Origin of the sequence: Methylomonas sp. ZR1 (assembly GCF_013141865.1) — a bacterium.
Taxonomy (GTDB): Bacteria; Pseudomonadota; Gammaproteobacteria; order Methylococcales; family Methylomonadaceae; genus Methylomonas.
The window spans coordinates 821078-833798 of the sequence record NZ_RCST01000001.1; the positions used below are offsets into that span (position 1 = coordinate 821078).

A 12721-nucleotide genomic window follows, 5' to 3' on the forward strand; every position below is an offset into this window, starting at 1 on the left:
TGAAATAAGCCGCGTAACTCCGGCAAATGAAAGTTTTTTGTAGCAGAAAAACCGATAATGAATGCCATTCGGCGGACTGCCTGCACGTTCCCCAGGAGACTATTTTTACCTTACCGACATTAGCACCTGACTTTGAATTATAGATTATGATTAGCCCTAGTGTCTAAACCGAGGTGGGGTACTCGCTATGCTTGAATCGAAAGCTGAAGCTCTGCGGATACAAAAGCTGCACGAATGCTGCATCCTCGACACGCCCCCTGAATCAAACTTTGACGACATTGTCCGGCTAGCTGCACTAATGTGCGACACGCCTTTTGCGGTGATCACACTGGTCGATAGTGACCGCGAGTGGTTCAAAGCCAAAAAGGGCATAGCGGCCAACGAACAATCCAGAGACTGCGGATTCGGCACACAAACCCTATTACACCCGGATGTGTTGGTTGTACCGCATCTCGAGCATGACAGTCGCTTCGCGGCCAATCCCCTCGTGGTTTCCGAGCCGCATATCCGTTTCTATGCGGGCAGCCCGATTCTAGTTCCCACCGGTGAAGCATTAGGCGCACTTTGTGTGTTCGACGTTGTGCAACGAGCGTTAAGTGTCAATCAACTTGAGGGCCTCAAGATTCTTGCCGGCCAAGTCGGTACAGCCTTGGCGCGCAGACAGAAGGAAAAAAGCCGGTCCGACATCCTTGAAAAACCCACTGCCCAAGCCTTGCCGGCTGATTTGGGTCCGCAAGATACAGCGCACAACGCCGAACATTTTAACGGCGCCATATTGGATTCCTTGTCAAAACAATACTGTGTGTTGGATGGAGCTGCCAATATCTTGAAAGTCAGCAGGCCTTGGCTTGATTTCGATCAGGCATACGCCGGGGATAAAGCCAGCCTTCAACCCGGGCAAAACTATCTGGCCCTGCTGGAAACCGGGCTGACCAACGATAGGGGCGGAAAGGCGTTCGCAGAGGGTATTAGGTCGGTTTTGAACGGCGCTTTATCCAGCTTTTCGCTTGAATATCCTTATTACACCGGTTCCGGTCAGCTATGGTTTGCAGGGAAAGTCATCCTGTTTCCCGACCAGAATTTAGCCCGGCTTATCGTAATCCATGACAATATTTCCGAACATAAACAACGTGAGGAGCGGTTGCGGCAAGCAGTGGAGTCGGCGCCGAATGCCATCGTGATGGTGAATGAGTCCGGCACCATTGTTATGGTGAATGCGCAAACGGAAGCATCGTTCGGTTACGCGCGAACCGAACTGATCGGGCAGAGGGTGGAGATGTTGATTCCGGAACGTTTTCGCGGCGCACATATCGGTTTCCGCCGGGCCTATCTTGCCGATCCGGTTTCGAGGCCTATGGGGGCCGGACGCGATCTGTACGGGCTACGCAAGGACGGTACCGAATTTCCGGTCGAAATCGGCCTGGGTCTGATCGAAAGCCATGAAGAAACCCTGGTGCTCAGTTCGATCGTCGACATTACCGAGCGCAAGCGCCTGGAACAACGATTCCGGCAAGCGGTGGAGTCGGCGCCGAATGCCATTGTGATGGTGAATGAGTCCGGCACCATCGTAATGGTGAATGCGCAAACGGAAGCATCGTTCGGTTACGCGCGAACCGAACTGATCGGGCAAATGGTGGAGATGTTGATTCCCGAGCGATTTCGCGACGGACATGTCGGTTTCCGCCGGGCCTACCTAGCCGATCCGGTTTCGAGGCCGATGGGAGCCGGACGCGATCTGTACGGGCTACGCAAGGACGGCACCGAATTTCCGGTCGAAATCGGCCTGGGTCTGATCGATGACGATAACGGCATCATCGTCCTCAGCTCCATCGTTGATATTACCGAGCGCCAGAGTGCCCACGATAAGCTGAAACAAACCCTCAACGAGAAAGAAATGCTGCTTAAGGAGGTCTATCACCGGGTCAAGAATAACCTACAGGTGGTGTCCAGCCTGATCAACCTCCAAGCCGGCAATGTAACGAGTCCGGAGACCGCCGATTTACTCAAACAAAGTGCTGATCGCATCAAAGCCATGGCCTTGTTACATGAAAAACTTTATCAATCCAAAGACTTGGCCAGGATAGATTTCAACGAATACATTCGTAGCCTATCCGACCATTTGCTGTTCGGCTACGGCGCATATTCGGACAAGCTCAAGCTCAACATGAAGATAGACAATGTGTTTCTCGATGTCGATACCGCGATACCTTGCGGCCTGATCATCAACGAATTACTGTCCAACGCCATTAAGTACGCATTTCCCGGAGATCGGCGCGGCGAAATCGGCATCGCTTTCACACAGGAGCAAGGCGAATACATCCTGATAATCTCCGATAACGGCATCGGCCTTCCCAGCGAAATGGATTTCAAAAAAAGCAGCTCGCTGGGTCTGCAATTGGTTGATACCTTGACCAATCAACTCATGGGACAGATGAGCCTGGATCGGACAAACGGATCCACCTTTACTCTGCGTTTTACTAAAACTTGTTAAGCGGGAGGGGCTCCGCATGTTAGCCAGTAGAATTATGATCGTCGAGGATGAAGGCATTATTGCCATGGATATTCGTAGGCAGCTGGAAGGTTTCGGCTATGAGGTGGTTGCGACTGCTTTTTCGGGAGGCCAAGCCATTACGCTGGCCAATGAGCATAAGCCCGATTTAGTCATGATGGATATTGTGTTGAAAGGCGAGATGGACGGCATTAGCGCGGCGCATGCCATCACGGAGTCTCTGCATATTCCCGTGATTTTTCTGACAGCTTATAGCGACCCGGCCACCTTGTTGCGCGCGAAAGCCACAGGCGCATACGGCTATTTGATCAAGCCGTTCCGGCCGGATGAACTGCATGCTTCCATCGAAGTCGCGTTGTATAAGTATCAGCTGGAACGCAAGCTGAAGGAGAGCGAACAGTGGTTTGGCAAAACCCTGCACTGTATCAGTGACGCCGTCATTGCCACCGACGCTGAAGGGGTCATCCGGTTTATGAATCCGGTGGCCGAAACGATAACGGAACACAGTCTGGAACAGGCCAAAGGTAAACGGGTCAGCGAACTCATGACGCTGATAGCTGAGTCGAGCCGCAGTGTCATTGAAAACCCGGTCCTCAGTACATTACAGAATCGGACCGTGACCGGCATTGACTGCCCCACTTTGTTCGTTAGTCAGTCAGGAGTGGAAATTCCGGTGGACGACGGCGCCGCCCCGATACTCGATGACGATGGAACCTTGTTGGGTGCTGTGATGGTATTTCGGGACATCACCGCCCGTCGGCAAATGGAACATTTACTGCGGGAAAGCGAAGAACGTTTCCATAGCTCATTCGAATTGGCCGCTATCGGCATGGCGCTGATAGCCCTGGACGGCAGTTTCCTGCAAGTCAATAATGCCCTCTGTGAAATTTTTGGTTACACGCGGGATGAGTTGCTGGGCTCCAATCTGCAAATACTCACGCATGCAGACCATCATGATAAAGTAATAAACCTTTACTTGCGGCAATTGGTAACCGACGTACTGCCGACGTTTCAGATCGAGGTGGAGTGCCTTCATAAAATGGTCGGCAAGACCATTTGGACTATGATCAGCGCCTCGCTGGTTCGCACTGCCGGCGGCGAGCCGCAGTATTTCATTGTGCAAATTCAGAATATTTCCAACCGTAAATACGCCGAACAGCAATTGATCTATCTGGCCAATCACGACCCCTTGACCGGGCTACTGAATCGCGACCAGTTTCATAACCGCCTTACTCAAGCATTATCGACCGGTCAAAGACATAACCGTAAATTGGCCGTGATGTATCTGGATTTGGATCGCTTCAAGTTGATCAACGATACGCTGGGCCATCGCTTGGGCGATTTATTGCTGCAAGCCGTCAGCGACCGCCTGAGAGCCTCGGTGCGCTCGAACGATATTCTGGCTCGGTTGGGCGGTGACGAGTTTATCGTGTTGTTGAGTGACATCAACCAAATCGACGATGTAGCCAGAATTGCTCAAAAGACCCTGGACATCCTCACCCAGCCGTTTACCTTGGAAGGCAATGATCTTGTAGTAACCGCCAGCATTGGTATCAGTATTCATCCCGACGACGGCAAGGACAGTCATTCGCTGTTAATGAACGCCGACACGGCCATGTATTTGGCCAAAGACCGTGGTAAAAACAACTTTCAGTTTTATACCCTGGAAATGACTGAAAAATCGATCGAACGCATGAAGGTGGAACGGGGCCTGAGGCATGCCTTAGCCCATGATGAATTACGGCTGCATTATCAGCCTCAGGTCTGTACCGGCAGCGGCGTGGTGGTCAGCGCGGAAGCGCTGGTGCGTTGGCAGCATCCGGAATGGGGCTTGGTGTATCCGGACCGATTCATTACCGTGGCGGAAGAAACCGGACTGATCGTGCCTATTGGTGCCTGGGTGTTGCGTGAGGCCTGTTTACAAGCCAAAACCTGGATTGAAAATGATGGGCCATTCGGCGGTGTAGCCGTGAACGTATCGGCGCGCCAATTCCTCGATACCAACCTGTTTCAAACAGTAAAACGAACCTTGGCCGAAACCGGCCTTAATCCCAGCGCCCTGGAACTTGAAATCACCGAATCGGCAATTATGCAGGATCCCGAGAACACGCTGCAGGTATTGCATCAGTTTCAAGGGCTTGGGGTGCGGCTCAGCATCGACGATTTTGGTACAGGTTATTCCAGCTTGACCTACCTGCGCCGATTTCCGATACAAAGCGTCAAAATAGATCGATCCTTTGTGATTGATCTTCCTGGCGACGACGGCAGTAAAACCCTTGTCCGGGCCATCACTGCTCTGGCCCATGAGCTTAACTTGTCTGTCGTGGTCGAAGGGGTGGAAACCAAGGGTCAATTATCCTTTCTAACTGAGCAAAAATGCGATTCGCTGCAGGGCTACATGTTTAGCAGACCCGTGAGTGCGGAACAATTTCAACAGAATTTTATTAATTCCGGTTTTAAGACCTACCTTCCGAATACCTCAAACGATCAACCTTGAAATTAAAATTTAACAAAAACCAGCAACTTGTAAAGATGATTTAGGGATACAGCTCTCTTGGGTGAGGCAGCAGTTCCAATATCTTGCTGACAGGCACCACCGTTTTTGCGGCAAGGATTAAACTAGGGGTCTTTTATACAGAGGACGTGGAGGCGGGATTATGCGAAGAATCAAAGCCATAAGCTGTGTGCCCTGGGTGTTGGGCTTGTGCAGCGCTTGCAGTGCGGATTGGCCGCAGCGGCTTGGTTATCATGTGCTGCAGAACGCCGGGCAATTGCAGTGCCAAAAAGCCATGGCCAACGATTGCGAACGGCGGCAAAGTTACGACGCCTATCAGCGCGAACGGCAGCAACTCAAGTAGCCGCTAAATACTGTTCAGCAACGACAATTCCGCCGGATGCGGCAGCATGTAATAGGAGTTGTCGATAAAGTCATCCGGCTCTCTGCGGAAATGATGGCGGAGCAGGGTGAGCGGCACAATCAACGGCAATAAACCAATCCGATAGTTTTCGATGGTTTCCACCAGTTCCTGTTTGTCGTCGCTGTCCAGCTTGTGCTTTAAATAGCCCTGGATGTGTTGCAAGACATTAACATGGTTGCCGCGGGTGGCGACGATTTTCAGACAAGTCATCAAGGCTCCGATATAGGCAGCGGCGGTGTTTTCAATATCTGCGTTAGTGACGCCGGCAATAATTCTTCCCAGCTCGCGGGCCTGGTTTTGCTCGTGGCTCATCGCGATCAATTTATGCCGGCTGTGAAAGGTAATCAAACCATGCGCTGTTAAACCCTGCTCGCATAAGTCCCGCCAGCGGCGCATCACAAATACGCGCTGGATAAAGTTTTCCCGCAGGCCCGGATCACCCAGCCGGCCTTCTTCTTCCACCGGCAGGCTAGGGAAAGTGCGCTGTAAATAGTCGGCAAAAATGCCGGTGCCTTGCCGCGCGGGGATGTCGTTTTTATAAATTTTGACGCGGGTCATGCCACAGCTGGGCGAATCTTTTTTCAGAATGTAGCCGCACAAGCCGCCCAGCCAATCATGTTGCCGGGCGGAGGCCTGTTCCAAGCGGTCCGTCACGTCGAAACTATGGTCCTTCACGCCGACGCAACGAATGCCGTCCGCGGTTTCCCGCAACTGTACGCAGGGGCGGGGGATGCCCAAACCGGCTTCGACTTCCGGACAGAATGCTCTAAATTCGAAGTATTGGCCCAGCGTGCGTTCGATGTAGCTGTGATATTTGTGCGCGCCGTCGTAGCGCACTTCTTGGCCTAACAAACAGGCGCTGATGCCCACCGAAATTTTCTGCATACTTAATCCTGTTATTGCTTGGGGTGTTGGTCAAAAATCAGTTTGTCAGTGGCAAAACCCAGGGTTTTGGCTTGTTCTATTAAATCTTTTTGGATGCTCGGTTCCAGCTCCGGGCTGCGGGCCAGTATCCATAAATAATCGCGATCCGGGCCGGCGATCATCACATAGCGGTAAGCGGTTTTATCCAATGCAATGATGTTATACGCCCCGTAAAACGGTCCGAAGAAAGAGACTTTCAGGCGGCCGATCTCTGGTTTGTCAATAAAGTAAGCTTTGCCTTCGGCGATTTTTCGTTGGCCTCGCTCGGCGTCGTAGCCGCTGTTTAACACTTTGACGCCGTCGTCATCGCGCAGGCTGTATTCGGCGCTGATGTCGGTCAGGCCGCGCTCGAAGCTGTGATCGAGGCGGGCGATTTCGTACCAGGTGCCCAGATAGCGGTTCAATTCGAAGCCGTCTATCACTTTCACGCCTTCCGGGATGCCGGTGCAGGCGCATAGCAAGCTGAATAACAGTATGGGTAGATAACGCATGGTTTACTCCGCTGGCGCCGTGGTATTGCCCAGGGCTTTGAATTGGGCTTTGATTAGCTGGCTTTGTAAGCCGTGGTCAACTTTTGGTCGAGGGTAGTCGCCGGCTTGCGGATGCTTTTCCCATTTGTGGATGACTTCTGCCGGGAAGCGTTGCAACTCCGGAATCCAGGTCTTGATATACACACATTGTGGATCGAACTTTTTCTGCTGTAGCCAGGGATTGAAGATCCGGAAATACGGTTGCGCATCGCAGCCTGTGGACGCTGCCCATTGCCAGTTGCCGTTGTTGACGCAAGGGTCGTAATCCAGCAAGCGTTGCGCGAAATAGCGTTCGCCCCAGCGCCAGGATACGTGTAAATCCTTGACCAAAAACGATGCAACGATCATCCGCAAGCGGTTATGCATCCAGCCGGTTTGGTTCAATTCGCGCATGGCCGCGTCCACAATCGGAAAGCCGGTTTGGCCGTTGGCCCAGGCCCAAAAATCTTCTTGGCCGTTGCGCCACAGCAAACCGTCGTAACGCCTGTCAAAGGCGTGACCGAATACATGCGGAAAATAAAAGCCGATATGGGTGAAAAAATCCCGCCAATACAACTGCCGGAGCAAGGGATGTTCGGGATCAAGTTCGGCTTGGATGCTGTAAAAAGCCTCGCGTACCGAGCAACAGCCGAATTTTAAATAGGCTGAGAGCTGGCTGGTGGCGGCCATGGCCGGAAAATCGCGAACGGCAAGGTAGTTTTTGCAGTTGCCGATGATGGCTAATCGCGCCAACGCCGCTTGCCTGCCACCGGGCAATGCATTGTGGTGCGGCTGCTGCAGCTGCTGTATTACTTCCGGTTTGTGTCCGGCATAGGCTTTTGCCGATAGTTTACCCGCTGCCAAGCCTTGCGGAGCCGATACCGGCTGGAGCCGGGCTTGCCGGTGAAATGCGGTGAATACCTGATAAGGCTTGCCGTTGCTTCTTAAACCTTGCTCGGGTTCGGTCAGTAGCAGATCGGCTTGGCTGTGAAAAGCCAGATGCAGTGTTTCGCATTGTTCGCGCAGCTCGTTGTCCCGTTGCCGGCTGAACGGGCTGTAGTCGCGATTGACAAATACCGCTTCGATGCCTAAGTCCTGCTGCAAAGGCTGGAGCAGATGCGCCGGCTGAGCGTTGAAAATGTACAGCAGGGCGCCTTGCTGTTGCAGTTGTTGCTGCAAATCGCTCAGCGACTCCAGCATGAATTGCAAGCCCGGCGTGCTTTGGTAAGGATGGGTTTGGATTTGCCGGGGATCGAAGATAAAGCAGGCAATGACTTGCCCGGACTGGTTTAGTGCGGCGTTCAGAGCGGTGTTATCTTCCAGGCGTAAATCGCGGCGGAAAATGAACAGCGAGGTTTTGTAGGTTTTTTTTGCCATCGGCTCAACAGTCGCCCCAATGAATAATCATTTGTTGGCAATTAAACAGAATATTGGGGTAATACTGATAAATCACCCAGCGCAGCAGCAAATCGAAATATGCCGCTACCGTCATCAGTCGCGCCAAGGCGGCCCAAACTCTGCTGGCGCCTTTGTCGGAGCAACGCCACACGGCGCCGGTCCAGTAAATCAGCGGCATCGCCATAATAATATGGATGGTCACCCAGCTGGCGACGGTGAAGTTGCCTTCGTTAATTCGGTAGTCGATGAAAAACAATACGGCGTTGTACAGGATAAAAAACGGGTAAAACGCATCTTTTAAGCGCAGATAACCCAGCCAGCTCCATTGCAGGTAAAAATACAGCGTGGCCGGCGTGCGTTCTTCCCATTCCTGGGCGGGTGAGGGCGTCAGATAAAATACCAGCGTGCCCAATGCCAGCGCGACCAACAGCGCTTCGTACCAGGTGACGAACGAGGTAAAGGCAAATAGCAGGGAAAGACTGTCGATCAACATAAGAATGCCCGTTTTTATATCTAGGGTTTATGCAAAATATCGCGCAATGCGGTATCCAGCTGTGAATATTTAAATGCAAAGCCCTGGGCCAGTAACCGCTCCGGCAGAACGCGCTGGCTGCCCAAGACTAGCGCCGCCATTTCGCCCAGCAATAATTTAAGGGGCGCTTCCGGCAGCGGCAGGAGCAGTGGCCGCTGAAGTACGCTGGCCAAGCTGACGCTGAATTGTTGGTTGCTGACCGGTTCTGGGGCTGTGGCATTGTATGGGCCGCGCATTGCCGGTTGATCTAGCATCGATTCGACGATAGCCAACCAGTCGTGCAGATGTATCCAGGACATCCATTGTTTGCCATTTCCCATGCGGCCGCCTAATCCCAAGCGAAACGGCAACAGCATGCGTTTCAGTATGCCACCATTATCACCCAGCACCAAGCCGGTGCGTATTAGGCAGACCCGACTGCCGAATTTTTCCGCCGCTAAGGCTGCCGATTCCCAATCCGCGCACAACTGCTGGGAAAAATCGGCAATGCTCGCGCTATTTTCAGTCAGAAACTTATCGCCTTGATCGCCGTAGATGCCGATAGCCGAACCGCTTACCAGCACAGGCGCGGGCTGCGCCGAGGAGGCTATCCAGGCCACCAACTGCTCGGTCAGTTTAATCCGGCTATCGCGCAGCAACTGCTTGCGCGCCTCCGTCCAGCGTTGGTCGAAAATACCGGCGCCCGCCAAATTGACTACCGCTTTAAACGTGGCGGCATCCGGTAAATCGGCTACGGAACTGACCGCTTGCACGCTGTTGCCGAAAGTAGCGGCGACTTTTTCGAGGCTACGACTCAGGACCGTCACTGCATAGCCTTTTTGTATAAGCTGTTTGGCCAGTGCACTGCCCAGAAAGCCGGTGCCGCCGCTGATTAAAATCGAATTTGTATTCATAAGTTCTGCTCCGGAAACTACTGACAACCAACTGCATCGCCGACTATGGGATTGCTGGCTTAATCGGCTTCGGTATCGATGGAAGTGCGGCCTTTTGGAATCATCATTTGGTTTAATTGTTTGTTTTTAATCCAGATTACTGCGCGAAAACCCAGCAGCATAAATATCAGGAGCAAATAGAATAAAGGCTCGGCCAGGTTACCTTTAAGCTGCCAGAAATAATGAATCATTGCCGCACCGGCGGCGATATAAATAAATCGATGCAGTTTTTTCCAGCTCTTGCCCAAGAGTTTTTTGGATGCTTTGGAAGAGGTAATCCCCAATGAAAAAACAATGATATAGGCAATTAATCCAAACCAGATATACGAGCTTTCGAGAATATCGATACCGATCATTCGCCAGGCAAAAACCTGGTCTACCGCTAAATAAACCAGGACGTGCAGACTGGCGTAAAAAAAAGCGAATAAACCGAATAGTTGCCGATACTCAGTCATGCCGCGCCATTTTGTGACAGTTTGCACGGGAGTAATGGCTAAGGTTATCCATAGAAATCGCAAGGCCCAATCGCCTAAACGAATATGTAAGGCCTGCATTTGATTTGGGCCCAGATTATCGAAGGCAATATCGAACACTATCCAAAGCAGCGGGATAATGGAAACCGCGATGGTTAAAGGCCGCAAATTATTAATTGGCATAATCATTAGAAAAAATGCCTCAAATCCATATCACGATACAGGTGAGCGACCTGTTCGCCGTAACCATTGAATAATTCGGTTTGCCGACGCGGGGTAAAAAAGCCGCTGCTCAATAGTCGCTCGCTATTTTGGCTCCAACGCGGATGCGGTACGTCCGGATTGACGTTGGCGTAAAAGCCGTATTCGTTGGGGGCAAACTTGTTCCAACTGCTAATGGGCGGTCTTCTCAGCAGTTCTATTTTGACGACGGCCTTGATGCTTTTAAAGCCGTATTTCCAGGGCACCACCAAACGCAGCGGCGCGCCGTTTTGCTTGGGTAAAATGTCGCCGTACATACCTACCGCCAGTATGGTCAAGGGATGCATGGCTTCGTCGATACGCAAACCTTCGACATAGGGCCAATCCAGCATGGCCTTGCCGCGTTGCTTGGGCATGGTGTCCGGTTGTTGAACCGAGGTGAGCTTTACGAACTTGGCGTTTGATAAAGGCTTGGCGGCTTTCAGTAAATCGCCCAGCGCAAAGCCCACCCAGGGTACTACCATGGACCAGGCTTCGACGCACCGGAAACGATAGATGTATTCCTGTAAGGTGTGCCGGCTCAGAATATCTTCCAACTGGTAGATGCCGGGTTTTTCCACTTCACCGCCGATCTCCACGGACCAGGGATCTATGCGCAGGCTTTGGGCCAGGCTGGCGGGGTCTTCTTTGTTGAAGGCCAATTCGTAGTAGTTGTTGTAATTTTTTGCGGCCGCAGCCGGCGTCACCACTAACTCAGGCGCTGAGAGCGGGCTTTTGGATACGGCGCTCCAAAGTGGTTTTGAGTCGTCGGCCCCGCCGGTACGGATGCTGGTGCCGGTCAGCATCATCGCCGCCATCGCTTTGATGAGGGTGCGGCGTTGCTGAAAAACCAGGGGATCGGTAATTTCACTGCCGGGAATATTTTTTATTGTTTTTATAATCATGGCTTGATTACCGGTAACTTATAGAAGAAGTCCCACTATTTTTTGCCTTTCGGAATCCAGCCCATCAATTGGCGGATTTTACGTTCGGTAATAAATGCCAGAGAAAACAATTGAATAAAATTCTCGGCTTCAATCAAATCCAATCCTATATTGGCGGGTACCAATTCCTTGCGGGTTCCAAACATCCGGTCCCAAATCGCCAGCACTATGCCGTAATTGCTGTCATGTTCCGAGCGCAAAGTGGAATGGTGAGTGCGGTGCAGGGAAGGGGTGATAATGATTTGAGAAATCGTAGCTTCGTTGGGGACGCGGATGTTGCCGTGATGAAAAAAGATGAAAAATAACTCGATAATTTCGATGGAAAGCACTAGGTAAGCATCCACGCCGATTACTACCACGAATATACATTTGTAAATTATTTCCAGAAATAAATCGAAAACATGAAATCTAAAACCGGTGGAAACGTTAAAGCATTTGTCGCTATGGTGGATTTTATGAAAGCGCCATAAGTATTCGGACCGATGGCTGGCGTAATGCCACAGGTAAATGGCCAGATCAAAAAAAGCAAACGCCAGAATCCATTTAAGCGGACCGTTACTCAGGCCGCTTAATAATCCGTAACTGGCGAATTGTTGCGCTACCAGAAATAAGGATGAGGCTCGGAGCGCGGTTAAGATTAAATTGTTGACCAAGAAAGCCGTAGTATTGGTGACAAACGACTCTTTATAGGTTTTGGCCGGGAATGGCCGATAAGGTTTGGTTTTTTCTATGACCAGCAACAGCACGAAAGCCAGTATCGCTAATCCGAATAAGGCTTCGTTAAAAAACAGGCTACTGTCGCCTTGGCTATTTGCAGTGGTGTTCATGGAAGTCCCCAATAATGAGATATTTATCGAACGGTTTTTTTAATTTCCTTGAATAGCGTTTAATAAATTTGTCAATTCCTTGATTTCGTTATTGGCATTTATTTGTTGGGTAATGTCGTATTGCACGCCCAGATAATAAATGACTCTATTTTTCTTATCCAATAGCGGGGTTATTTTCAAATGATTGTGGAATAAAGTGCCGTCTTTTTTATAGTTTCTTAAGGTGACTTCCACTGTTTCGTGGTTTTTCATGGCTTCCACAATTTTAAAACGCGCATCTTGCTCTCTGTCTTCACCTTGCAAAAACCGGCAGTTGTGGCCGATGATCTCGTCATGGCTATATCCGGTTAAACGTTCAAATGCCTTATTGGCATAGATAATCGGCGCGTCTTCAATGTCAGGGTCGGCTAGCGTGACGCCGTTGACGCATTCGTCCAAAATAGCGGAAAGTACTTGCGGAATCAGTCCGCTATCTTTTTCAACAATAAAAGCCATGGTTAAACTCCGGGTTTTAT

12 protein-coding genes are annotated in these 12721 nt (G+C 51.1%); 3 read left to right on the plus strand and 9 right to left on the minus strand.

Annotated elements, in window-relative coordinates:
- Positions 1–187 precede the first annotated feature (187 nt).
- The 3 genes from DDY07_RS03670 (at position 188) to DDY07_RS03680 (ending at position 5367) form a co-directional block, all read left to right on the plus strand.
- Entirely contained in the window at positions 188–2491 is a 2304-nt protein-coding gene (locus DDY07_RS03670; RefSeq protein WP_171694847.1) for a PAS domain S-box protein, read from the plus strand.
- Between the two features lie 16 nt (positions 2492–2507).
- Positions 2508–5006: a GGDEF domain-containing response regulator gene (locus DDY07_RS03675; RefSeq protein WP_171694848.1), complete on the plus strand. Its 2499-nt coding sequence runs from the start codon at positions 2508–2510 to the stop codon at positions 5004–5006.
- Positions 5007–5166: 160 nt separating this feature from the next.
- Entirely contained in the window at positions 5167–5367 is a 201-nt protein-coding gene (locus DDY07_RS03680; protein ID WP_033156713.1) for a hypothetical protein, read from the plus strand.
- A gap of 3 nt (positions 5368–5370) precedes the next feature.
- Here DDY07_RS03680 and DDY07_RS03685 read toward each other — a convergent pair whose 3' ends face one another.
- From DDY07_RS03685 to DDY07_RS03725, 9 genes are read right to left on the minus strand one after another with little or no spacing between them, the layout of a single operon-like run.
- Positions 5371–6312, minus strand: a complete 942-nt coding sequence (locus DDY07_RS03685) for a DUF523 and DUF1722 domain-containing protein (protein ID WP_171694849.1) — start codon at positions 6310–6312, stop codon at positions 5371–5373.
- 11 nt (positions 6313–6323) lie between these two features.
- Entirely contained in the window at positions 6324–6842 is a 519-nt protein-coding gene (locus DDY07_RS03690) for a lipocalin family protein (RefSeq protein ID WP_171694850.1), read from the minus strand.
- Between the two features lie 3 nt (positions 6843–6845).
- Positions 6846–8237, minus strand: a complete 1392-nt coding sequence (locus DDY07_RS03695; protein ID WP_171694851.1) for a deoxyribodipyrimidine photo-lyase — start codon at positions 8235–8237, stop codon at positions 6846–6848.
- A gap of 4 nt (positions 8238–8241) precedes the next feature.
- Entirely contained in the window at positions 8242–8751 is a 510-nt protein-coding gene (locus DDY07_RS03700) for a hypothetical protein (RefSeq protein ID WP_171694852.1), read from the minus strand.
- Positions 8752–8771: 20 nt separating this feature from the next.
- Complete coding sequence (locus DDY07_RS03705; protein ID WP_171694853.1) at positions 8772–9683, minus strand: TIGR01777 family oxidoreductase; 912 nt, start codon at positions 9681–9683, stop codon at positions 8772–8774.
- Positions 9684–9742: 59 nt separating this feature from the next.
- Positions 9743–10378, minus strand: coding sequence for a sulfite oxidase heme-binding subunit YedZ (locus tag DDY07_RS03710; RefSeq protein WP_253734397.1), 636 nt, complete (start codon positions 10376–10378; stop codon positions 9743–9745).
- 5 nt (positions 10379–10383) lie between these two features.
- Positions 10384–11340 (minus strand): protein-methionine-sulfoxide reductase catalytic subunit MsrP, encoded by a 957-nt coding sequence (msrP, locus tag DDY07_RS03715; protein WP_171694855.1) that lies wholly within the window; start codon positions 11338–11340, stop codon positions 10384–10386.
- Between the two features lie 35 nt (positions 11341–11375).
- Positions 11376–12206 (minus strand): sterol desaturase family protein, encoded by an 831-nt coding sequence (locus tag DDY07_RS03720; RefSeq protein WP_171694856.1) that lies wholly within the window; start codon positions 12204–12206, stop codon positions 11376–11378.
- A gap of 39 nt (positions 12207–12245) precedes the next feature.
- Complete coding sequence (locus DDY07_RS03725) at positions 12246–12701, minus strand: PAS domain-containing protein (protein ID WP_101051876.1); 456 nt, start codon at positions 12699–12701, stop codon at positions 12246–12248.
- Between the last annotated feature and the right edge of the window lie 20 nt (positions 12702–12721).